Consider the following 20,986-nt stretch of genomic DNA (forward strand, 5'->3'; position numbering starts at 1 on the left):
CATTTAGGGCAACTATCATGTGACGGAATTCATTATTCACGATGATAAATCACCGCACAGAACAGCAAAAAAATCGAACACGTCAAATTTCCCTGTCGTTCACGCGGTTATACTGTTTTACCCATAAAGGAGCAGTGGAAACGCTTTCGCAATCGTCCTTACGGACAGGTGGGCTACCTTTAGTTTATCGCGTTGCGAAATAACAAAAATCTGGAGGAATGTCGTGCAAACTTTTCAAGCCGATCTTGCCGTAATAGGCGCTGGCGGGGCTGGATTACGTGCTGCGATTGCTGCAGCACAGGCTAATCCCAACGCTAAAATCGCACTGATTTCAAAAGTCTATCCGATGCGCAGCCACACGGTTGCCGCAGAAGGAGGATCCGCCGCCGTTGCGCAGGATCATGACAGCTTCGAATACCATTTCCACGACACGGTTGCAGGGGGCGACTGGCTTTGCGAACAGGATGTCGTTGACTACTTTGTACACCACTGTCCAACGGAGATGACCCAGCTTGAACAGTGGGGATGCCCGTGGAGCCGCCGTCCGGACGGCAGTGTTAACGTTCGCCGCTTCGGCGGAATGAAAATCGAACGCACCTGGTTTGCCGCCGATAAGACCGGCTTCCACATGCTGCATACCCTGTTCCAGACCTCCCTTCAGTTCCCACAAATTCAGCGCTTTGACGAACATTTTGTCCTCGATATTCTGGTCGATGACGGTCATGCGCGCGGTCTGGTGGCGATGAACATGATGGAAGGCACGCTCGTCCAGATCCGCGCTAACGCGGTGGTGATGGCAACGGGCGGTGCGGGCCGGGTTTACCGTTACAACACCAACGGCGGCATCGTCACCGGTGACGGTATGGGTATGGCGCTCAGCCACGGCGTGCCGCTGCGCGATATGGAATTCGTCCAGTATCACCCTACCGGCCTGCCAGGCTCCGGCATCCTGATGACGGAAGGCTGCCGCGGCGAAGGCGGTATTCTGGTCAACAAGAACGGCTACCGTTATCTGCAGGATTACGGCATGGGCCCGGAAACCCCGCTCGGTGAGCCGAAAAACAAATACATGGAGCTCGGCCCGCGCGACAAAGTGTCTCAGGCCTTCTGGCATGAGTGGCGCAAAGGCAACACGATCGCTACGCCACGCGGCGATGTGGTCTACCTCGACCTGCGTCACCTCGGCGAGAAGAAACTGCTGGAACGTCTGCCGTTCATCTGCGAGCTGGCAAAAGCCTACGTGGGTGTCGACCCGGTGAAAGAGCCAATTCCGGTACGCCCCACAGCGCACTACACCATGGGCGGGATTGAAACCGACCAGCAGTGTGAAACGCGCATCAAAGGGTTGTTCGCCGTCGGCGAGTGCTCCTCTGTCGGCCTGCACGGTGCCAACCGTCTCGGGTCAAACTCGCTGGCTGAGCTGGTTGTCTTTGGCCGCATGGCGGGCGAACGCGCGATGGAGCGTGCCGCAACAACGGGCGAAGCCAACGGCGCAGCACTGGACGCGCAGGTCGCTGACGTCGAGAAACGACTGAAAGGCCTGGTCAACCAGGAAGGTAACGAAAACTGGTCGAAAATACGCGACGAAATGGGTATGTCGATGGAAGAAGGCTGCGGTATCTACCGTACGCCAGAGCTGATGCAGAAAACCGTCGATAAGCTGGCGGAACTGCAGGAGCGTTTCAAACGCGTGCGCATCACCGATACCTCCAGCGTATTCAACACCGACCTGCTTTATACCATCGAGCTCGGTCACGGCCTGAACGTCGCGGAATGCATGGCGCACTCCGCTCTGGCACGCAAAGAGTCACGCGGGGCGCATCAGCGTCTTGATGAGGGCTGTACCGAACGTGACGACGTCAATTTCCTGAAACACACCCTCGCCTGGCGCGACGCGGATGGCACCACTCGTCTGGACTACAGCGACGTGAAGATCACAACGCTGCCACCGGCGAAGCGCGTTTACGGCGCAGAAGCAGAAGCCGCCGAAAAGAAGGAGAAGGCGAATGGCTGAGATGCAAACCCTGAAAGTTGAAGTGGTGCGCTACAACCCGGAAGTGGACACCGCGCCGCACAGCGCTTTCTATGAAGTGCCCTATGACGAGCAAACCTCTCTGCTGGATGCGCTCGGCTATATCAAAGACAACCTGGCACCGGACCTGAGCTACCGCTGGTCCTGCCGCATGGCCATCTGCGGCTCCTGCGGCATGATGGTAAACAAGGTGCCGAAGCTGGCCTGTAAAACCTTCCTGCGTGATTACACCAAGGGGATCAAGGTTGAAGCGCTGGGCAACTTCCCGATTGAGCGCGATCTGGTAGTCGATATGACCCACTTTATCGAAAGCCTGGAAGCCATTAAGCCGTACATCATTGGCAACCCGCGTACGCCGGATCAGGGACCGAATACCCAGACGCCCGCCCAGATGGCGAAATACCATCAGTTCTCCGGGTGCATCAACTGCGGTCTTTGCTACGCCGCATGTCCACAATTTGGTCTGAACCCTGAGTTTATCGGCCCGGCGGCGATTACGCTGGCGCACCGCTACAACGAGGATAGCCGCGACCACGGTAAAAAAGAACGTATGCCGCAGCTTAACAGCCAGAACGGCGTCTGGAGCTGTACTTTTGTGGGCTACTGCTCCGAAGTCTGTCCGAAGCACGTCGACCCGGCCGCCGCTATTCAGCAGGGTAAAGTGGAAAGCTCGAAAGACTTTCTTATCGCCACCCTGAAACCACGCTAAGGAGTGCATGATGACGACTAAACGCAAAGCCTACGTGCGGCCGATGCCGTCCACCTGGTGGAAGAAACTGCCGTTTTATCGCTTCTATATGCTGCGTGAAGGCACTGCGGTGCCTGCGGTCTGGTTCAGCCTTGAACTGATGTATGGCGTCTTTGCCCTCAAACATGGCCCTGAAACCTGGGCCAGTTTTGTCGGGTTCCTGCAAAACCCCATCATCGTGATCCTGAACCTGATTGTGCTCGCGGCCGCCCTGCTTCATACCAAAACCTGGTTTGAACTGGCGCCAAAAGCGGCGAATATTATTGTAAAAGGCGAGAAAATGGGGCCGGAGCCGGTCATTAAAGGGCTTTGGGGAGTGACAGCCATTGTCACTGTGGTGATTCTGTTTGTCGCACTGTTCTGGTAAGGAGACACCTGTGATCAATCCAAATCCAAAACGTTCTGACGAGCCGGTTTTCTGGGGACTGTTTGGCGCAGGCGGCATGTGGAGTGCCATTATTGCGCCGGTCATTATCCTGCTGGTCGGCATTATGCTGCCGCTGGGGCTGTTCCCTGGCGACGCGCTGAGCTATGAGCGCGTCCTGGCCTTTGCAGGTAGCTTTATTGGCCGGGTATTCATCTTCCTGATGATTGTCCTGCCGCTGTGGTGCGGCCTGCACCGTATCCATCATGCGATGCATGATCTGAAGATCCACGTACCGAGCGGTAAATGGGTGTTCTACGGTCTGGCAACCATCCTGACCGTGGTAACGCTGATTGCCGTGGTCACTATCTGATACACCAGGCCCGCCATCCGGCGGGCCTGTTATTTCTGCATCTTCCCCACCAGCCACTGAGCAAATTCACGCATTGCCGGGGTTTCCGCGCGTGACTGCAGCCGCGTTAGCCAGTAACTGCCAAGATCAATCTGCGTCGTAAACGGCTGCACAATGCGCTCGCTGTTCAGCAGATGGGTAAACATATCGACAGGGGCGATAGCAATGCCTGTGCCGGCCTGTGCGGCCTCCAGCATAGTGACCGACGAATCAAACACCATCACCCGATGCGTGGGTGAAGGCGGGTTTTCTCCGGCGGCCTGCATCCAGGCGGTCCACTCGTCGCGCCGGTAAGAGCGCAGCAGGGTAAACTTCAGGATATCGGCAGGGGTGTGCAGCGCGGCTGCAATGTCCGGCGTGCAAAGTGGTGCCAGCGGCGCTGAACAGAGGAACGTCGCCTCCGTGCCGTGCCACGCTCCCCCGCCGTAGCGAATGGTGTAATCAAGCCCCTCCGCTGCCGGATCGACGCGATTGTTGTGGGTCGAAAGCTGAAGATCGATATGCGGATAACTGCGACGGAAATCATCCAGCTGTGAGAATAACACCCCAGTGGCAAAGGTCCCCACCACGCCAATTTTCAGCTTCTCCTGCGCCCGATGGTTAGCAAAGCGATCCAGCATGCCTGCGATACGATCGAAGGAGTCATTCAGCACCGGCAGCAGATTCTCGCCTTCGGTGGTCAACATCAACCCGCGCGAAACGCGGACAAACAGCTGGCAGTTAAGGTGTTGCTCCAGCGCCTTCACGTGCTGGCTAATCGCTGAATGGGTGACATTCAGTTCAATAGCGGCATGAGTAAAACTGAGGTGCCTGGCGGCGGCTTCGAACGCCCGAAGCGAATTAAGAGGAAGATAGCTGCGCGTCATAGTCCCATCCGTTAGAAAAATTAACAGCTAATGCTAAATTTAACCGTTTGTCAGCCACAGTCAAATCACCCAGACTACGAACGTCTGACGGGCCCGGACATCCCCCTTGACTCGCTATTACGGAAGATAACTGATGATGAAAAAATCCCTAAGCTGTGCACTGTTGCTCAGCGTTGCCTGCTCTGCCTTTGCCGCGCCAATGTCAGAAAAACAGCTGGCTAACGTCGTGGAACGTAACGTTACGCCCCTGATGAAAGCGCAGGCCATACCCGGTATGGCCGTGGCTGTCATTTATCAGGGTCAGCCGCACTATTTTACTTTTGGTAAAGCAGACGTCGCAGCGAATAAGCCTGTCACACCGCAAACCTTATTTGAGCTGGGCTCCGTCAGCAAAACTTTCACCGGGGTGCTGGGTGGCGATGCCATTGCCCGCAAAGAGATCTCGCTGGCCGACCCGGTCACGAAATATTGGCCTGAATTGACGGGCAAGCAGTGGCAGGGCATTCGCCTGCTCGATCTGGCAACCTATACCGCAGGTGGATTGCCGTTGCAGGTGCCGGATGCTGTCACCGATAACGCCTCTCTGCTGCGTTTCTACCAGTCCTGGCAGCCAAAGTGGGCCCCGGGTACTACGCGTCTGTACGCCAACACCAGCATCGGTTTGTTTGGCTCACTGGCGGTTAAACCTTCCGGCATGCGCTTTGAGGAGGCCATGACGGAGCGGGTCTTTAAGCCCCTGAAACTCAACCATACGTGGATAAACATTCCACACGCTGAAGAGCCGCATTACGCATGGGGTTATCGTGAGGGTAAAGCGGTCCACGTTTCGCCGGGTCTGCTGGATGCAGAAGCCTATGGCGTGAAATCTAACGTCAAAGATATGGCGAGCTGGGTGATGGCCAATATGGCACCGGACACAATCCAGCAGCCCTCTCTGAAGCAGGGTATTGCGCTGGCTCAGTCTCGCTACTGGCGCGTGGGTGCTATGTATCAAGGGTTAGGCTGGGAGATGCTCAACTGGCCGGTCGACGCCAAAACCGTGGTGGATGGCAGCGACAATAAGGTCGCACTGGCGCCGTTACCGGCAGCAGAAGTGAATCCTCCGGCTCCGCCAGTGAAAGCCTCCTGGGTGCATAAAACGGGCTCTACGGGGGGGTTTGGCAGCTACGTGGCGTTTATTCCTGAAAAGCAGATCGGTATTGTGATGCTCGCGAATAAAAGCTATCCGAACCCGCTACGGGTGGAAACGGCTTACCGTATCCTCGACACGCTGCAGTAAAACATTGCCGGGTAGCGGCTTCCCCTTACCCGGCGAAACACGCCGCACAATCTTCCGCAATTTCCCTGCTGTCATCTACACTTAACAAAAAACAGTAAGGAAACTCCTATGCGCATTCTGCCTGTTATCGCCGCGGTGACAGCCGCGTTTTTAGTGGTTGCCTGCAGCTCCCCTACCCCTCCTTCCGGCGTCACTGTTGTGAGCAATTTCGACGCCCAACGATTCCTTGGAACATGGTATGAAATTGCCCGCCTCGATCATCGGTTTGAGCGGGGGTTAGAGAAAGTCACCGCACATTACAGTTCGATGGACGACGGCGGTATTCAGGTGATCAATCGCGGATACAATCCGGATCGGCAGATGTGGCAACAGACGACGGGAAAAGCATACTTTACCGGCGACCCGCGACGGGCCGCACTAAAAGTCTCGTTCTTTGGCCCGTTCTATGGCGGATACAATGTCATCGCCCTCGACAGAGAGTACCGCCATGCGCTGGTCTGCGGGCCGGATCGCGACTATTTGTGGATACTCTCCCGCACGCCGACCATTTCGTCAGAGATGAAACAGCAGATGCTGGACGTTGCGACCCGGCAAGGGTTTGATGTGTCAAAACTCATTTGGGTAGAACAACCACATTAGTGGGCGCTGAGTTTCAGCCCGATAATGCCGCACACAATCAGCGCGAGGCTGGCGATACGCGCCAGACTCGCCGACTCTCCCAGCAGCAAAATCCCGGTAATCGCCGCCCCCACCGCACCAATGCCCGTCCAGACAGCATAGGCCGTCCCCACAGGTAACGAGCGCATCGCCCATGAGAGCAGGACGATACTCACGATCATCGCGGTAACGGTAATCACGCTGGGAGTCAGGCGGGTAAAGCCGTGGGTGTACTTCAGACCAATTGCCCAGACCACTTCGAGCAGGCCGGCAATAAAAAGAATAATCCAGGACATATCAGGCTCCTTAACTTAGCGGTAAGTTGGGGCCGTCCCCGGTGAACGAAACCCTTACGGGTCGTCCCGTAAGGCAAAGATTAAGCGTCATATTTTGGTTAACGAACGATTTTTTTTCAATCCCTTTGTGCTGAACATGTTAAGGCAAGAAATAGCCTCAGTATGGCGCGTAGTTCAGGCATTTATCACTCATCCGACTTCTCTATCATGATGTGCTTTCTGATGGCAGGAAGCCAAACCACTAGCCGACTGCGAATCTATTATGTTCAAAATTCTTTTGATTGACCGTTGTCACTTCACCCGCGCGGGGTTTGAAGCGTGGCTCAATCATTCCGGTTTGTTTCCTGGGCACTTCGTCGTGACCGGGCTGAATAATCTCATCCTCGCCAGAGAGCATATTCTGCAGTGGAAACCGTCGGTGGTTATCGCTGACCTGCACGGCTTCATGCAGGATATTCACCATTTCCAGCAACTCTCTTCCCTGCTGAACGCCAGCGAAAACGTGCCGTTCATTTTGCTGCAGTCGGGTGAGGATAAAGAGATGGCAGGCTATCTGGCACAGTTCCCCATCTGGGCTTCGCTTAAAAAAAATGCCGAACTGGAGGCACTGGCAACGGTCATCAATGATGCGTTAACCACTCGCGCGAGCGTGGAGATCCCCGCAGTGGCTACACCTCTGCTGACTCGCCAGGAGGAGAAGGTGTTGACGTTGTGGATGGATGGCGCCAGCAACCAGAAGATTGCCACTCATCTGAGCATTAATGGTAAAACGGTGTATACCTATAAGCGAAATATCCGCATGAAACTGCATATGGATACACGCTTTTCCCCGTTTTTATCCCTGCAGGAATCAGAAAACTGACGGTACGAAACCCGTACGGGTCCGTACCGTTTTTAAATTACTGCTGAGCTTTAGTTGCCGCACCTGAGATTGCACTACCACCTTCAGAAATGTCCTGACCAACGCCACGCGTGGTATTACAGGCCGTTAAAACTGAAGAGAGTACCAGGACAGAAAAGATCGCTGCAATTGTCTTCTTAACCATAATATCTTCCTTTTATAGCCAGAGTTGTTTTGTGTATAGCAACTTAAGAATAGACAAGATCCCGTCAGTTGACGGAAAAGGAAGCATTTTTAGGAAAATTAGACGGGATTAGCTGGCGGCGTGAGAAATGATATGACCGAGATCCTGGATATCCTCCCCCATTCCACGTGTGGTATTACAGCCGGAAAGCAACGCGCTGGACAGCGCTAACAGAAGCAGAATTTTAATGGTACGTTTCATCATCCCTGCCTGCAGAAATCAGGCGCAGCAACGCTGCGCCTTAACCATTACTTCACGCGAGATACGTATTCGCCGGAGCGGGTATCCACTTTGATCACTTCGCCAGTCTGTACGAACAGTGGCACTTTAACCACGGCACCGGTAGACAGTTTCGCAGGCTTACCACCCGTACCGGCGGTGTCACCTTTCAGGCCCGGATCGGTTTCAACGATTTCCAGTTCAACGAAGTTCGGTGGGGTAACAGCGATAGGCTGGCCGTTCCACAGGGTCACGATGCACTCAGCCTGGTCCAGCAGCCATTTGTCGCTATCGCCAATGGCTTTAGCATCAGCAGACAGCTGTTCGAACGTTTCGTTATTCATGAAGTGCCAGAACTCACCGTCGTTGTACAGGTAAGTCAGGTTCATATCGACAACATCAGCGCCTTCAGCGGAGTCAGTAGACTTGAAGGTTTTTTCGACACGGGTACCGGTCAGCAGGCGGCGCAGCTTAACGCGTGCAAATGCCTGGCCTTTACCTGGTTTAACGAATTCGCTGGCTTCAACCGCATACGGTTCGCCGTCCAACATGATTTTAAGACCAGCACGAAAATCGTTGCTATAGTACGTTGCCATAAGGCCCTCTAAATTTGTTAACTGGTAGCTTAGCCACAAAATGGCGCATATTGTAACCCTAAACACCCCGTCCAGAGAAGATTGGTTATCGCAACTTGCCGATGTAATCACCAGTCCTGATGAATTGCTACGTCTTCTTGAGCTCGAACAGCATACCGATTTGCTGGCCGGCCGGGAGGCGAAGCGACTTTTCGCCCTGCGTGTTCCCCGCGCGTTTGTTGCTCGTATGGAGAAAGGTAATCCTGACGATCCATTATTAAAACAGACGCTTACCTCGCAGGAAGAGTTCATTACGGCACCGGGCTACAGCACCGATCCGCTGGAAGAGCAGAACAGTGTGGTACCGGGTTTGCTGCACAAGTATCTGAATCGCGCCCTGCTGCTGGTGAAAGGCGGCTGTGCGGTAAATTGTCGTTATTGCTTCCGTCGACACTTCCCGTATGCCGAAAATCAGGGAAATAAACGCAACTGGCAGGTCGCACTGGACTATATCGCCGCCCATCAGGAACTGGATGAGATTATTTTTTCCGGCGGCGATCCGCTGATGGCGAAAGATCATGAGCTGGACTGGCTGCTGACCCAGCTTGAAGCCATCCCGCATATTAAGCGTCTGCGCATTCACAGCCGTCTGCCGATTGTCATTCCGGCGCGAATCACTGACGGACTGGTCTCCCGCCTGGAGCAATCTCGTTTGCAGGTGCTGCTGGTGAATCATATCAATCACGCCAATGAAATTGATGATGCTTTTCGTGCCGCAATGGTGCGTTTGCGTAAGGCAGGCGTGACGCTGCTGAACCAGAGCGTGTTGCTGCGCGGCGTGAATAATAATGCCCGCGTGCTGGCGGACCTCAGCAACGCCCTGTTTGATGCGGGGGTGATGCCCTATTACCTGCACGTACTGGATCGCGTTCAGGGCGCAGCGCATTTCATGGTGACGGATGAAGAAGCGCGGCAGATCGTGCGTGAACTGTTAACGCTGGTGTCAGGCTATATGGTGCCGAAGCTGGCACGTGAGATTGGCGGTGAACCGAGCAAGACGCCGCTGGATTTACAGCTAAGGCAGAGCTAGTTTCCCTTCAGCCTAACCCTCTCCCACAGGGAGAGGGAAAAAGGCAATCAGTTCGGGCACTTATAGACCTGGCCATTCATTTGGCTGGCGGTTGGCACAAAGCTGGACAACATACCCTGCGTCGGGCTGCTTACCCCGTAAATCACGTTGCCGCCCATCGCTGCAGCCTGGTTACGCAGGGCATTTGCTGCACCACGCATAGAGCCACCCTCTTCGCCATGCTGGCCCGACATCCAGTTGCTTTGCTCACCGGTTGCCGTGCCTAAAAACTGGCACTCGTTACCCGGCTTATCTTCAACAAAGCGAACGCCCTGACCCGCTGCAGACAGCTCATTGCTGGAGCTACAACCCGCCAGCAGCAATGCTGCTCCTACGATCCCTGCACAGACTTTTACGCGCATGTTATTCCTCGTTTTCAATAAGCTGGACAATAGTTGTCCGTGTGTAAACCTTATACTAAAAAGATGACCAAAAGAAAAACCCCCGAGCATTTCTGCCCGGGGGTTTTTCACATTCTACGACATAAAGCGCACGATTACATCATGCCGCCCATTCCACCCATGCCGCCCATACCACCAGCAGCACCTAAGTCAGGCGCATCGCCTTTAGGCAGGTCGGTTACCATGCACTCGGTAGTGATCATCAGACCCGCTACAGAAGCCGCGTACTGCAGAGCAGAACGGGTCACTTTAGTTGGGTCCAGAATACCGAAGTCGATCATGTTGCCGTATTCTTCCGTCGCCGCGTTGTAACCGTAGTTACCTTCGCCCGCTTTCACGTTGTTGGTGACAACAGAAGGTTCTTCACCGGCGTTGGAAACGATCTGACGCAGAGGCGCTTCCATCGCGCGCAGCGCAACTTTGATACCCACGTTCTGGTCTTCGTTCTGACCGGTCAGGCCAGCCAGTTTAGCGGCAACACGCACCAGCGCAACACCACCACCCGCAACCACGCCTTCTTCTACCGCAGCACGGGTCGCGTGCAGGGCATCGTCAACGCGTGCTTTTTTCTCTTTCATTTCAACTTCGGTAGCCGCACCAACTTTGATGACCGCTACACCGCCTGCCAGTTTCGCTACGCGCTCCTGCAGTTTTTCACGGTCGTAATCAGAGGTCGCTTCTTCGATCTGCTTACGGATCTGACCAACGCGGCCCTGAATAGCAGATTCTTCACCCACGCCATCGATGATGGTGGTGGTGTCTTTGTTGATCACAACACGTTTCGCCTGGCCCAGGTCTTCCAGGGTCGCTTTTTCCAGCTCCATACCGATCTCTTCAGAGATCACGGTACCACCGGTCAGGGTAGCGATATCCTGCAGCATGGCTTTACGACGATCGCCGAAGCCAGGTGCTTTAACCGCAGCCACTTTCACGATGCCACGCATGGTGTTAACCACCAGGGTCGCCAGCGCTTCGCCTTCAACGTCTTCAGCGATGATAACCAGCGGTTTGCCTGCTTTCGCAACGGCTTCCAGCACTGGCAGCATTTCGCGGATGTTGGAGACTTTCTTATCAGCCAGCAGGATGAATGGGCTTTCCAGCTCAACAGCGCCAGTTTCTGGCTTGTTGATGAAGTATGGGGAGAGGTAACCGCGGTCGAACTGCATACCTTCAACCACGTCCAGTTCGTCTTCCAGACCGGTACCGTCTTCAACGGTGATCACGCCTTCTTTACCGACTTTATCCATCGCTTCAGCGATCAGTTTACCTACGGTTTCGTCGGAGTTAGCGGAGATGGTACCAACCTGAGCAATGGCTTTAGAGTCAGAGCATGGTACGGACAGCGCTTTCAGTTCTTCAACAGCGGACGCGACAGCTTTGTCGATACCACGTTTCAGATCCATTGGGTTCATGCCCGCAGCAACGGCTTTCAGACCTTCAGTGATGATCGCCTGCGCCAGTACGGTCGCGGTGGTGGTACCGTCGCCTGCAGCGTCGTTCGCTTTAGAGGCCACTTCTTTCACCATCTGCGCGCCCATGTTTTCGAACTTGTCTTCCAGCTCGATTTCACGTGCAACAGAAACACCATCTTTAGTGATGGTTGGCGCGCCGAAAGATTTATCCAGCACTACGTTACGGCCTTTCGGGCCCAGGGTCACTTTAACTGCATCTGCCAGTACGTTTACGCCGCGGAGCATTTTTACACGAGCGTCGTTACCGAATTTTACGTCTTTAGCTGCCATGTTCTTATTTCCTCAAATTCTCGTGCGTAAATTACGCTTCAACAATTGCCAGAATGTCGCTCTCGGACATGATCAACACTTCTTCATTGTCGATCTTCTCGGATTTCACGCCGTAGCCATCGTTGAAAATGACGATGTCACCAACTTTAACGTCCAGTGGCTGCACAGTTCCGTTTTCCAGGATGCGGCCCTTACCGACAGCGATGATTTCGCCACGCGTTGATTTTGCTGCTGCAGAACCGGTCAGAACGATGCCGCCCGCAGACTTGGTTTCAACTTCTTTACGTTTGACGATCACACGATCATGTAACGGACGAATACTCATTGATAGCTCTCCTTTGAGAAAGTCATTATCAGTTATGGATGACGCCGGGCCGCACGCGGTTTTCCGGCTAGTGCCCTGAGAGATGGGGATAGCTTTTTCCCCCTTCAAGGGGCAGTCGAAAAAAAATTTGCGAAAGTGTTACCATCGCCTCTCTTTGAGTGGTGGCGGGACGATGTCAATGAGTGGACTCAAGCAGGAGTTGGGGCTGGCGCAGGGGGTTGGTCTGCTCTCAACCTCTTTGTTAGGTACAGGGGTGTTTGCGGTGCCTGCACTGGCGGCGCTGGTTGCTGGAAATAACAGCCTGTGGGCATGGCCGGTGCTGATTGTGCTCGTCTTCCCCGTCGCGATTGTGTTCGCCGTACTGGGGCGACATTTTCCCAGCGCGGGCGGTGTGGCGCACTTTGTCGGCATGGCGTTTGGCCCCCGTCTGCAACGTGTCACCGGCTGGCTGTTCCTTTCTGTGATCCCGGTGGGTCTGCCTGCGGCGCTGCATATCGCCACCGGTTTTGGTCAGGCGCTTTTTGGCTGGCGCGACGAAGCTCTGCTCCTGGCCGAGCTGGGTACACTGGCTCTCGTCTGGTGGGTTGGCTCACGCGGGGCCAGTTCCAGCGCCAACCTGCAAACGATCGTTGCGGTGCTGATTGTCGCGCTGATTGCCGCAATCTGGTGGGCGGGTGATATTACCGTGGCAGAAATTCCGTTCCCGGCAGTGAAAGATATTGATCATTCGCAGCTGTTCGCTGCGCTTTCAGTCATGTTCTGGTGTTTTGTCGGCCTGGAAGCGTTCGCCCATCTGGCCTCTGAGTTCAAGCATCCCGAGCGCGATTTTCCGCGTGCCCTGATGATTGGCCTGTTGCTGGCAGGCACCGTGTACTGGGCCTGTACCGTGCTGGTGCTGCACTTTGACGCATACGGTGCAGATAACGCGGCCGCCGCTTCGCTACCGGGGATTGTGGTGGAGCTGTTTGGTGTAAAAGCGCTCTGGGTGGCCTGCGTGATTGGCTATCTGGCCTGTTTTGCCAGCCTGAATATTTACATCCAGAGCTTTGCGCGGCTGGTGTGGTCACAGGCGCGCGATAAACCGGCGAGTCGTCTTGCGCAGTTGTCTAAACGTCAGTTGCCGTTGAATGCGCTTAATACCGTGCTGGGGAGTTGCGTCCTGAGCACATTGTGTATTTACGCGCTGAAGATCAATCTGGACGCGCTAATCATCTACGCCAACGGCATATTTATTATGATCTACTTGCTGTGCATGCTGGCGGGTTGTCGTCTGCTGAAAGGTCGCTATAAAGCACTGGCGGTTGTCGGGGGAGTGCTTTGCCTGCTGCTACTGGCGATGGTGGGCTGGAAGAGTGTGTACGCCGTCGTCATGCTGGCCGGGCTGTGGGTGGCGCTGTAGTAGGCCCGGTAAGCGAAGCGCCACCGGGCAACAACATCACCGATCGTCTTTATGATCTAAACGTTCGTGCTGGTCATCCTTACGCTGATACTCCCCTTCGAAGGTATCACCAGGCCCGGTGCTGAATCCGCCGCCCGGCATCCGGCTAAAGCGCAGATGCGGCAGCAGCTTCAGGGTCAGGTGTTTTTGCACCGGCGGCAACAGCAGCAGCAGACCGAGGAAGTCGGTGAAGAAGCCCGGCAGGATTAACAGCAGACCGGCAATAATCAGCGATACGCTTTTGATCATCTCGGCCGCCGGACTCTCGCCTGCGGCCATCTTCTGCTGCATTAACAGGAAATTTTTGAAACCCTGATTACGTACCAGCGACATGCCGATGACGGAGGTGAAAATCACCAGAATCAGCGTCAGCAGGACGCCCAGCACATGGGCGACCTGGATAAAAATGGAAATCTCAATGTAAACATAGAGAAAGAAAGCAATAAACGGTATCCAGCGCACTGGCGTCTCCTGTGTGGCAGGTGCCTTTTGGCCCCTGTCTGAATGTGTTCGCGACACGCGTCTGTAAGAGATGAGGACGGTTAGCTAAAATTCAATCGGTTTGCACGGATATTTTTTTTGGAAATATTAAAGCGGTGACCCATTTCACAGATTAATAATTATCATGGAATCGGGTCGATAATAAGTGATCCAGCTTACGGCAATTCGCTATCATCAGCATATGATCTCGAGCAATTGGCCGATTGAGGGAATAATCGTCGGTCAGAAAATATTCAAAACCACATAAATACTGTGTGTTTAGTACAATCCATCGGCAGCTTGAAAAGAAGGTTCACATGTTAAACAACATTCGTATCGAAGAAGACTTGTTGGGTACCAGGGAAGTTCCAGCGGATGCCTACTACGGTGTCCACACTCTGAGAGCGATTGAAAACTTCTACATCAGCAACAGCAAAATCAGCGACATTCCTGAGTTTGTCCGTGGCATGGTGATGGTGAAGAAAGCGGCAGCGCTGGCAAACAAAGAGCTGCAAACCATTCCTAAAAGCGCGGCAAATGCGATTATCGCGGCCTGCGATGAAGTGCTGAACAACGGCAAATGCATGGACCAGTTCCCGGTTGACGTCTATCAGGGCGGCGCGGGTACCTCCGTCAACATGAACACCAACGAAGTACTGGCAAATATCGGCCTGGAGCTGATGGGTCACCAGAAAGGTGAATACCAGTACCTGAACCCGAACGATCACGTTAACAAATGTCAGTCCACCAACGACGCCTACCCAACCGGCTTCCGCATCGCGGTTTATGCCTCGGTTGTGAAACTGGTCGACGCCATCAACCAGCTGGGCGACGGCTTCCAGCGCAAAGCAGTTGAGTTCCAGGACATTCTGAAAATGGGTCGTACCCAGTTGCAGGACGCGGTGCCAATGACCCTCGGTCAGGAATTCCACGCGTTTAACGTGCTGCTGAACGAAGAGACGAAAAACCTGCTGCGCACCTCCGAGCTGCTGCTGGAAGTGAACCTGGGTGCTACCGCCATCGGTACGCGTCTGAACACGCCGGACGGTTATCAGCAACTGGCGGTTCAGAAACTGGCTGAAGTCTCTAACCTGCCGGTCGTACCTGCAGAAGATCTGATTGAAGCCACCTCCGACTGCGGCGCCTACGTCATGGTACACAGCGCCCTGAAACGTCTGGCGGTGAAACTGTCCAAAATCTGTAATGACCTGCGCCTGCTCTCTTCCGGCCCACGCGCTGGCCTGAACGAAATCAACCTGCCTGAACTGCAGGCCGGTTCATCCATCATGCCAGCCAAAGTGAACCCGGTCGTGCCAGAAGTGGTGAACCAGGTTTGCTTCAAGGTTATTGGTAACGATACGACCGTGACCATGGCCTCTGAAGCCGGTCAGCTGCAGCTGAACGTCATGGAGCCAGTGATTGGCCAGGCGATGTTCGAATCCATTCACATCCTGACTAACGCTTGCTACAACCTGCTGGAAAAATGCGTTAACGGCATTACCGCGAATAAAGAAGTCTGTGAAGGCTACGTGTACAACTCCATCGGGATCGTCACCTACCTCAACCCGTTCATCGGCCACCATAACGGCGATATCGTCGGTAAGATTTGTGCCGAAACCGGTAAGAGCGTGCGTGAAGTCGTACTGGAGCGCGGACTGTTGACCGAAGCCGAGCTGGACGATATCTTCTCGGCCCAGAACCTGATGCACCCGGCATATAAAGCGAAACGATATACCGATGAAAGCGAACAGTAACCGTTCAGGCTAAGCTTCCGAAAGGCACGTCACTTGTGACGTGCCTTTTTTCTTTTTAGGCGTTACCAAAATACAACAATTCAATATCAACTTGTTAATAAGCAAGGCAGGTCCTTATGTTTGGAGCAGAACTCGTCATCGTCCTGTTGGCGATTTATTTGGGAGCAAGACTCGGGGGTATCGGCATCGGTTTTGCCGGCGGTCTCGGGGTGCTCGTTCTTACCCTTATCTTTCAGATTAAACCCGGCGCAATCCCGTTTGACGTTATCGAAATCATCATGGCAGTTATTGCCGCTATCGCCGCCATGCAGGTGGCAGGCGGTATGGACTACCTGGTGAGTCTGGCGGAGCGTATGCTGCGCCGTCATCCTAAATACATTACCTTCCTTGCCCCGCTGGTGACCTGGTTTATGACCATTCTCGCCGGTACCGGTCACACTGCCTTTTCCACGCTGCCGGTGATTACCGAAGTGGCAAAAGAACAGGGTATCCGTCCATCTCGCCCACTCTCTATTGCGGTGGTGGCCTCCCAGATCGCGATTACCGCCTCGCCTATCTCCGCGGCAGTGGTGTTCTTCGCCGGTATCCTGGAACCCATGGGCGTGAGCTATCTGACGCTGCTGGCGATCTGTATTCCGGTGACGTTGATTGCAGTCATGATCACCGCCGTGCTGTGTAACTTCCTCGGCGCTGAACTGAAAGACGATCCGGTTTATCAGGAACGTCTGGCCAAGGGCGAAGTGAGCCTGCGCGGTAGCCAGGTCTTCGAACTGAAGCCGCATGCGAAACGCTCCGTGGTGCTGTTCCTGATCGGTATCGTGGCGGTAATGTTCTACGCCACGGCCATCAGTGACACAGTAGGCCTCATTCAGAACCCGGTTCTGCCGCGTAACGAAGCGATTGTGGTATTCATGCTGACCATCGCCACCCTGATCAGCATCACCTGTAAAATCGATACCAGTGAAGTGCTGAATGCCAGCACCTTTAAATCCGGTATGAGCGCCTGCGTGTGCGTGCTGGGTGTGGCATGGCTCGGTGATACCTTCGTAAAAGCGCACATCAGTGATATCCAGACCGTTGCGGGTGACCTGCTCCATAACTACCCATGGCTGCTGGCTGTGGTGCTGTTCTTTGCCGCGACACTGCTTTACTCTCAGGCCGCCACAACCAAAGCACTGATGCCTGCAGCGCTGATGCTGGGCGTAACGCCACTGACGGCCATTGCCTCGTTTGCTGCCGTTTCTGCCCTGTTCGTTCTGCCCACTTATCCAACCCTGCTGGCGGCGGTTGAAATGGATGACACCGGTTCAACCCGCATCGGTAAGTATGTGTTTAACCATGCGTTCCTGATCCCGGGTGTGGTCGCCATTACGCTGTGCGTGATCCTCGGCTTTATCATCGGCGGCGTCGTGCTGTAAACCGCGCGTTGTTGTAAAAATAGTTAAAATCGGGCCGCTCTGCGGCCCGTTTCATTAATGACCAATCGCCTTGCGTGATATAGTGATCCCTTTCGTGATGAGGAGGTCGACTTGTGAACACGCCTGATGCTGTTGTCGTACTGTGTACCGCCCCTGATGAAGCTTCCGCCCAGGATCTCGCCGCTAAAGTGTTGGCCGAAAAACTGGCCGCCTGTGTGACACTTCTCCCCGGAGCGACTTCCCTTTACTACTGGGAGGGCAAACTGGAGCAGGAGTATGAAGTCCAGATGTTGCTCAAAACCAACCCGGCAAATCAGCAGGCGCTCCTCGACTGCCTCAAATCTCATCATCCTTACCAAACCCCGGAGCTGCTGGTATTGCCAGTGCTCAACGGTGATAACGATTATCTCTCATGGCTCAACGTTTCCTTACGCTGATCCTGCTGCTGTGCAGCACGTCAGTCTTTGCCGGGTTGTTTGACGCGCCCGGCCGTTCGAACTTTATTCCTGCCGATCAGGCATTCGTTTTCGATTTCCAGCAAAATCAGCATGACCTCAACCTCACCTGGCAGGTGAAAGAGGGCTATTACCTGTACCGTAAGCAGGTCAGTATCACACCCGCTCACGCAAGCGTGGGCGCGCTGCAACTGCCTGCGGGCGAATGGCACAAGGACGAGTTTTACGGCAAAAGTGAAATCTATCGCCAGCGTTTAAGCGTGCCCGTCACGGTGAATCAGGCGGATAAAGGCGCCACGCTTACCGTCACTTACCAGGGGTGCGCCGATGCCGGATTCTGCTATCCCCCTGAGACGAAGATCGTTCCGCTCAGCGAAGTTAACGCGTCTGCCGCTACCGTTGCCCCTCCCCCTTCAGAGGCGAAACGTGAAGGTGAGCCTGCTGCAGGCCTTCCTTTCTCCGCCCTCTGGGCTTTACTGATTGGTATCGGCATCGCCTTCACGCCATGCGTGCTGCCCATGTACCCGCTGATCTCCGGAATAGTGCTGGGCGGAAAGCAGCGTCTTACCACCACCCGCGCGCTGCTGCTGGCCTTTATTTACGTGCAGGGAATGGCGTTAACCTATACGGCACTCGGCCTCGTGGTTGCGGCGGCCGGCTTACAATTCCAGGCGGCTCTCCAGCATCCTTATGTGCTTATCGGCCTGTCGGTGGTGTTTATCCTGCTGGCCTTGTCGATGTTTGGCCTCTTCACCCTGCAACTGCCGTCTTCCCTGCAAACCCGCTTAACGCTGCTCAGCAATCGCCAACAGGGGGGCTCAGCAGGTGGGGTGTTTGCGATGGGGGCTATTGCCGGTTTGATTTGCTCGCCCTGCACTACCGCACCGCTCAGCGCGATCCTGCTCTATATCGCCCAGAGCGGTAATATGTGGCTGGGCGGTGGTACGTTGTACCTGTACGCGCTGGGGATGGGTCTGCCGCTGATCCTGGTCACGGTCTTTGGTAACCGCCTGCTGCCGAAGAGCGGGCCGTGGATGGAGACGGTGAAAACCGCGTTTGGCTTTGTCATTCTGGCGCTGCCGGTATTCCTGCTGGAGCGTATTGTCGGTGATGTCTGGGGTATGCGCCTGTGGGCGATGCTCGGCGTGGCGTTCTTCAGTTGGGCATTTATCGTCAGTCTGGGGGCAAAAAGAGTCTGGATGCGTCTGGTGCAAATCCTCCTGCTCGCTGGCGCTCTGGTAAGCGTGCGTCCGCTACAGGACTGGGCATTTGGCCCCCCCGTGGGTCAGACCCAGGCGCATCTGAATTTCACTCAGATTAAGAACGTGGATGAACTTAACAGCGCCCTGGCGCAGGCGCACGGCAAACCGGTGATGCTCGATCTCTATGCAGACTGGTGTGTCGCCTGCAAAGAGTTTGAAAAATACACCTTTAGCGACCCGCAGGTGCAGGGCGCGCTGAACGGGACCGTTCTGCTTCAGGCAAACGTGACCGCCAACAATGCGCAGGATAAAGCCCTGCTGAAGCAACTTAACGTGCTCGGCCTGCCAACCATTTTGTTCTTCAATGAACAGGGTGAAGAACAGCCGGGACAGCGTGTAACCGGGTTTATGGACGCGGCGGCTTTCAGCGCGCATTTGCGCGATCGCCAACCGTAAACAACACTTTAAACGGGACAACCGTTGGGAATAACGGAGGAGAGAACCGTGCAACGCGAAGACGTACTGGGACAAGCCCTGCAATTACTTGAGATTCAAGGGATCGCCAGCACCACGCTTGAGATGGTAGCCGACCGTATCGATTACCCTCTGGATGAGCTTACGCGCTTCTGGCCCGATAAAGAGGCGCTGCTTTATGATGCCCTGCGCTATCTCAGCCAGCAGGTTGATGTCTGGCGCAGGCAGCTGATGTTGAATGAAGAGCTGAGCGCCGAACAGAAGCTGCTGGCGCGCTATACTGCGCTGACGGAATGTGTAAGTAACAACCGCTATCCGGGTTGTCTGTTTATCGCCGCCTGCACGTACTACCCCGATCCCGGCCATCCCATCCATCAGTTGGCGGATCAGCAAAAACGCGCGGCGCACGACTTCACCCACGAGCTGCTGACCACGCTTGAAGTGGATGACCCGGCTATGGTGGCGAAGCAAATGGAGCTGGTGCTGGAAGGCTGCCTGAGCCGTATGCTGGTGAACCGGAGTCAGGCCGATGTGGATACCGCTCACCGCCTGGCAGAGGACATTCTGCGCTTTGCCCAGTGCCGTATGGGCGGCGCGTTGACGTAAGCGTAATTTGACCTGTTTGCTTCAGAAGTCAGCACATTGCCGCAAACTTAAGCAGTTGAACAGCTTTTCCAGAAATAGTGTTGACGATCGGGTGGGATTGCGGTTTAATGCGCTCCGTTGCCCGGATAGCTCAGTCGGTAGAGCAGGGGATTGAAAATCCCCGTGTCCTTGGTTCGATTCCGAGTCCGGGCACCACTATTTAAAGAACCCAGCCTATGGCTGGGTTTTTGCTTTTCAGCGCCAAAACACCGGGGGGCATTCCCCTCAGATGACTTTCAACGTCAAACTATTCACGCTTCCTCATCTACTCTCCATGGCCCCTCGGTGCATGATTCACTCGAACGTAAAGCAGGGCATTCAGCTGCAATACAACAATATTATTTTGAATCAAAAAACATGGATTCATAAGTATTAATACAGAAACGTTAATACATTTATTGGGAATTTTCTTAAGGTCCCGCGAGATTATAATTAGTATTTTTCAAAAGTCTTAGATATATCTATTTGACTTCCGTGCCATTGTTGCAAATAAAAATACCCCTTGTTAGAATGCAAATGTAATTATGTCGCATCCTTTGACAAAAACCACTGATGATGCTTTTGCATTTTATCCCGTATAACCTGGCCATATTTTTCCAGCGGAAGAAGTAAGTGTCTAACTTTATAAATTGAAATACCGCACAGATTGGCAAGCTCCCTCGTGGACAGTCCCTGCGTGCTATGATCTTTAAGTAAATTGAGAATCAACATTTGTTCCGGCCCTCTGATCATCGCCAGACCACTTATTCCCATTTCCGCCGCTAACATCTGCAGATTGTCGTGAGGTGCGTTGTAGCCTGGATGTACAGCCTCCGGGTTGTATGAACACAGTGAGAGTTTCATTGTCGACTCCTGAGTTTTGAAGGAGTTAGCAGTATGAAATCCCTTGATTCAACCAGCAACATTAGCTTCAAATGAAAGTAAAAACAGGGTTTTTATCTGGCTTTCATACTGTTTTATCAAAAACAGTCGGTATGTGAGAGAAAAGTA

Annotated in this window: 24 protein-coding genes and 1 tRNA gene; 15 read left to right on the forward strand and 10 right to left on the reverse strand. The window is 54.2% G+C overall.

Annotated features, from left to right (window positions below; genetic code table 11):
• Positions 1 to 223: 223 nt before the first annotated feature.
• Genes frdA through frdD form a run of 4 tightly spaced genes read left to right on the forward strand, consistent with a single transcriptional unit; the run spans position 224 to position 3,517 of the window.
• Positions 224 to 2,014 (forward strand): fumarate reductase (quinol) flavoprotein subunit, encoded by a 1,791-nt coding sequence (gene frdA, locus NQ842_RS22125; protein WP_047360712.1) that lies wholly within the window; start codon positions 224 to 226, stop codon positions 2,012 to 2,014.
• Positions 2,007 to 2,741, forward strand: a complete 735-nt coding sequence (gene frdB / locus NQ842_RS22130; protein ID WP_013095274.1) for a fumarate reductase iron-sulfur protein — start codon at positions 2,007 to 2,009, stop codon at positions 2,739 to 2,741. Before frdA ends, frdB begins: the two co-directional genes overlap by 8 nt.
• Before the next feature lie 10 nt (positions 2,742 to 2,751).
• Positions 2,752 to 3,147 (forward strand): fumarate reductase subunit FrdC, encoded by a 396-nt coding sequence (gene frdC, locus NQ842_RS22135; protein ID WP_014830369.1) that lies wholly within the window; start codon positions 2,752 to 2,754, stop codon positions 3,145 to 3,147.
• A gap of 10 nt (positions 3,148 to 3,157) precedes the next feature.
• Positions 3,158 to 3,517: a fumarate reductase subunit FrdD gene (gene frdD, locus NQ842_RS22140; RefSeq protein WP_013095272.1), complete on the forward strand. Its 360-nt coding sequence runs from the start codon at positions 3,158 to 3,160 to the stop codon at positions 3,515 to 3,517.
• 29 nt (positions 3,518 to 3,546) lie between these two features.
• On the opposite strand, the gene ampR is transcribed toward frdD, so the two are convergent.
• Entirely contained in the window at positions 3,547 to 4,422 is an 876-nt protein-coding gene (ampR, locus tag NQ842_RS22145; RefSeq protein ID WP_014830368.1) for a LysR family transcriptional regulator AmpR, read from the reverse strand.
• A gap of 133 nt (positions 4,423 to 4,555) precedes the next feature.
• On the opposite strand from ampR, the gene blaCMH reads away from it, so the two are divergent.
• On the forward strand, positions 4,556 to 5,701 hold the full coding sequence (blaCMH, locus tag NQ842_RS22150; protein ID WP_257256337.1) for a CMH family class C beta-lactamase: 1,146 nt from the start codon (positions 4,556 to 4,558) through the stop codon (positions 5,699 to 5,701).
• Positions 5,702 to 5,809: 108 nt separating this feature from the next.
• Entirely contained in the window at positions 5,810 to 6,340 is a 531-nt protein-coding gene (locus tag NQ842_RS22155) for a lipocalin family protein (protein WP_014830366.1), read from the forward strand.
• Here NQ842_RS22155 and sugE read toward each other — a convergent pair.
• On the reverse strand, positions 6,337 to 6,654 hold the full coding sequence (gene sugE / locus NQ842_RS22160) for a quaternary ammonium compound efflux SMR transporter SugE (protein WP_014830365.1): 318 nt from the start codon (positions 6,652 to 6,654) through the stop codon (positions 6,337 to 6,339). The two genes, NQ842_RS22155 and sugE, sit on opposite strands and share 4 nt — an antisense overlap.
• Positions 6,655 to 6,916: 262 nt before the next feature.
• On the opposite strand from sugE, the gene NQ842_RS22165 reads away from it, so the two are divergent.
• On the forward strand, positions 6,917 to 7,516 hold the full coding sequence (locus tag NQ842_RS22165; RefSeq protein WP_047360715.1) for a LuxR family transcriptional regulator: 600 nt from the start codon (positions 6,917 to 6,919) through the stop codon (positions 7,514 to 7,516).
• 37 nt (positions 7,517 to 7,553) lie between these two features.
• Here the strand turns inward: NQ842_RS22165 and ecnB are convergent, their stop codons facing one another.
• The 3 genes from ecnB to efp form a co-directional block, all read right to left on the reverse strand.
• Complete coding sequence (ecnB, locus tag NQ842_RS22170) at positions 7,554 to 7,700, reverse strand: lipoprotein toxin entericidin B (protein WP_003025482.1); 147 nt, start codon at positions 7,698 to 7,700, stop codon at positions 7,554 to 7,556.
• A 108-nt stretch (positions 7,701 to 7,808) separates the two neighbouring features.
• Positions 7,809 to 7,940 carry an entericidin A/B family lipoprotein gene (locus NQ842_RS22175; protein WP_014830363.1) on the reverse strand — a complete coding sequence of 44 codons (132 nt, stop codon included), beginning with the start codon at positions 7,938 to 7,940 and terminating at the stop codon, positions 7,809 to 7,811.
• A 47-nt stretch (positions 7,941 to 7,987) separates the two neighbouring features.
• Entirely contained in the window at positions 7,988 to 8,554 is a 567-nt protein-coding gene (gene efp, locus NQ842_RS22180) for an elongation factor P (protein WP_014830362.1), read from the reverse strand.
• Between the two features lie 40 nt (positions 8,555 to 8,594).
• Here efp and epmB point away from each other — a divergent pair, with 40 nt between their 5' ends.
• A complete protein-coding gene (gene epmB / locus NQ842_RS22185) occupies positions 8,595 to 9,623 on the forward strand; it encodes an EF-P beta-lysylation protein EpmB (protein ID WP_063427024.1) in 1,029 nt (342 codons plus the stop codon).
• Positions 9,624 to 9,670: 47 nt separating this feature from the next.
• Here the strand turns inward: epmB and NQ842_RS22190 are convergent, their stop codons facing one another.
• From NQ842_RS22190 to NQ842_RS22200, 3 genes are all read right to left on the reverse strand, one after another.
• Positions 9,671 to 10,024, reverse strand: a complete 354-nt coding sequence (locus NQ842_RS22190; protein ID WP_014830360.1) for a DUF4156 domain-containing protein — start codon at positions 10,022 to 10,024, stop codon at positions 9,671 to 9,673.
• Positions 10,025 to 10,158: 134 nt separating this feature from the next.
• Positions 10,159 to 11,805, reverse strand: a complete 1,647-nt coding sequence (gene groL / locus NQ842_RS22195) for a chaperonin GroEL (RefSeq protein ID WP_014830359.1) — start codon at positions 11,803 to 11,805, stop codon at positions 10,159 to 10,161.
• Positions 11,806 to 11,836: 31 nt separating this feature from the next.
• Positions 11,837 to 12,130: a co-chaperone GroES gene (locus NQ842_RS22200; protein WP_003855929.1), complete on the reverse strand. Its 294-nt coding sequence runs from the start codon at positions 12,128 to 12,130 to the stop codon at positions 11,837 to 11,839.
• A gap of 178 nt (positions 12,131 to 12,308) precedes the next feature.
• Between NQ842_RS22200 and yjeH the strand changes: the two genes are divergently transcribed.
• Entirely contained in the window at positions 12,309 to 13,529 is a 1,221-nt protein-coding gene (yjeH, locus tag NQ842_RS22205; RefSeq protein WP_050859784.1) for an L-methionine/branched-chain amino acid transporter, read from the forward strand.
• 36 nt (positions 13,530 to 13,565) lie between these two features.
• Here the strand turns inward: yjeH and NQ842_RS22210 are convergent, their stop codons facing one another.
• Positions 13,566 to 14,030, reverse strand: a complete 465-nt coding sequence (locus NQ842_RS22210; protein ID WP_050859783.1) for an FxsA family protein — start codon at positions 14,028 to 14,030, stop codon at positions 13,566 to 13,568.
• Between the two features lie 335 nt (positions 14,031 to 14,365).
• Between NQ842_RS22210 and aspA the strand changes: the two genes are divergently transcribed.
• The 6 genes from aspA to NQ842_RS22240 all read left to right on the forward strand — a co-directional run bounded on the left by aspA (position 14,366) and on the right by NQ842_RS22240 (position 20,152).
• Positions 14,366 to 15,802, forward strand: coding sequence for an aspartate ammonia-lyase (gene aspA, locus NQ842_RS22215; RefSeq protein WP_014830356.1), 1,437 nt, complete (start codon positions 14,366 to 14,368; stop codon positions 15,800 to 15,802).
• 116 nt (positions 15,803 to 15,918) lie between these two features.
• Positions 15,919 to 17,220 carry an anaerobic C4-dicarboxylate transporter gene (locus NQ842_RS22220; RefSeq protein WP_014830355.1) on the forward strand — a complete coding sequence of 434 codons (1,302 nt, stop codon included), beginning with the start codon at positions 15,919 to 15,921 and terminating at the stop codon, positions 17,218 to 17,220.
• Positions 17,221 to 17,333: 113 nt separating this feature from the next.
• The gene (cutA, locus tag NQ842_RS22225; protein WP_257256338.1) at positions 17,334 to 17,657 is read left to right on the forward strand and encodes a divalent cation tolerance protein CutA; all 324 of its coding nucleotides are present in this window, start codon (positions 17,334 to 17,336) and stop codon (positions 17,655 to 17,657) included.
• Positions 17,633 to 19,333, forward strand: coding sequence for a protein-disulfide reductase DsbD (locus NQ842_RS22230; RefSeq protein WP_257256339.1), 1,701 nt, complete (start codon positions 17,633 to 17,635; stop codon positions 19,331 to 19,333). Before cutA ends, NQ842_RS22230 begins: the two co-directional genes overlap by 25 nt.
• A gap of 48 nt (positions 19,334 to 19,381) precedes the next feature.
• On the forward strand, positions 19,382 to 19,957 hold the full coding sequence (locus NQ842_RS22235) for a transcriptional regulator (protein WP_096927890.1): 576 nt from the start codon (positions 19,382 to 19,384) through the stop codon (positions 19,955 to 19,957).
• 119 nt (positions 19,958 to 20,076) lie between these two features.
• Positions 20,077 to 20,152, forward strand: a tRNA-Phe gene (locus NQ842_RS22240).
• Between the two features lie 366 nt (positions 20,153 to 20,518).
• Here NQ842_RS22240 and NQ842_RS22245 read toward each other — a convergent pair.
• A complete protein-coding gene (locus NQ842_RS22245; protein ID WP_014830351.1) occupies positions 20,519 to 20,839 on the reverse strand; it encodes a FaeA/PapI family transcriptional regulator in 321 nt (106 codons plus the stop codon).
• Positions 20,840 to 20,986: the final 147 nt, after the last annotated feature.

Origin of the sequence: Enterobacter cloacae complex sp. R_G8 (genome assembly GCF_024599795.1) — a bacterium.
In the GTDB taxonomy this organism is placed as follows: domain Bacteria; phylum Pseudomonadota; class Gammaproteobacteria; order Enterobacterales; family Enterobacteriaceae; genus Enterobacter; species Enterobacter dissolvens.

Excerpts from the sequence above, each read along its gene's own strand:
- frdB (WP_013095274.1), top strand. The coding sequence starts at position 2,007 with ATGGCTGAGATGCAAACCCTGAAAGTTGAAGTGGTGCGCTACAACCCG.
- frdC (WP_014830369.1), top strand. The coding sequence starts at position 2,752 with ATGACGACTAAACGCAAAGCCTACGTGCGGCCGATGCCGTCCACCTGG.
- ampR (WP_014830368.1), bottom strand. The coding sequence starts at position 4,422 with ATGACGCGCAGCTATCTTCCTCTTAATTCGCTTCGGGCGTTCGAAGCC.
- blaCMH (WP_257256337.1), top strand. The coding sequence starts at position 4,556 with ATGATGAAAAAATCCCTAAGCTGTGCACTGTTGCTCAGCGTTGCCTGC.
- NQ842_RS22155 (WP_014830366.1), top strand. The coding sequence starts at position 5,810 with ATGCGCATTCTGCCTGTTATCGCCGCGGTGACAGCCGCGTTTTTAGTG.
- sugE (WP_014830365.1), bottom strand. The coding sequence starts at position 6,654 with ATGTCCTGGATTATTCTTTTTATTGCCGGCCTGCTCGAAGTGGTCTGG.
- NQ842_RS22165 (WP_047360715.1), top strand. The coding sequence starts at position 6,917 with ATGTTCAAAATTCTTTTGATTGACCGTTGTCACTTCACCCGCGCGGGG.
- ecnB (WP_003025482.1), bottom strand. The coding sequence starts at position 7,700 with ATGGTTAAGAAGACAATTGCAGCGATCTTTTCTGTCCTGGTACTCTCT.
- NQ842_RS22175 (WP_014830363.1), bottom strand. The coding sequence starts at position 7,940 with ATGAAACGTACCATTAAAATTCTGCTTCTGTTAGCGCTGTCCAGCGCG.
- efp (WP_014830362.1), bottom strand. The coding sequence starts at position 8,554 with ATGGCAACGTACTATAGCAACGATTTTCGTGCTGGTCTTAAAATCATG.
- epmB (WP_063427024.1), top strand. The coding sequence starts at position 8,595 with ATGGCGCATATTGTAACCCTAAACACCCCGTCCAGAGAAGATTGGTTA.
- NQ842_RS22190 (WP_014830360.1), bottom strand. The coding sequence starts at position 10,024 with ATGCGCGTAAAAGTCTGTGCAGGGATCGTAGGAGCAGCATTGCTGCTG.
- groL (WP_014830359.1), bottom strand. The coding sequence starts at position 11,805 with ATGGCAGCTAAAGACGTAAAATTCGGTAACGACGCTCGTGTAAAAATG.
- NQ842_RS22200 (WP_003855929.1), bottom strand. The coding sequence starts at position 12,130 with ATGAGTATTCGTCCGTTACATGATCGTGTGATCGTCAAACGTAAAGAA.
- yjeH (WP_050859784.1), top strand. The coding sequence starts at position 12,309 with ATGAGTGGACTCAAGCAGGAGTTGGGGCTGGCGCAGGGGGTTGGTCTG.
- aspA (WP_014830356.1), top strand. The coding sequence starts at position 14,366 with ATGTTAAACAACATTCGTATCGAAGAAGACTTGTTGGGTACCAGGGAA.
- NQ842_RS22220 (WP_014830355.1), top strand. The coding sequence starts at position 15,919 with ATGTTTGGAGCAGAACTCGTCATCGTCCTGTTGGCGATTTATTTGGGA.
- NQ842_RS22230 (WP_257256339.1), top strand. The coding sequence starts at position 17,633 with ATGGCTCAACGTTTCCTTACGCTGATCCTGCTGCTGTGCAGCACGTCA.
- NQ842_RS22245 (WP_014830351.1), bottom strand. The coding sequence starts at position 20,839 with ATGAAACTCTCACTGTGTTCATACAACCCGGAGGCTGTACATCCAGGC.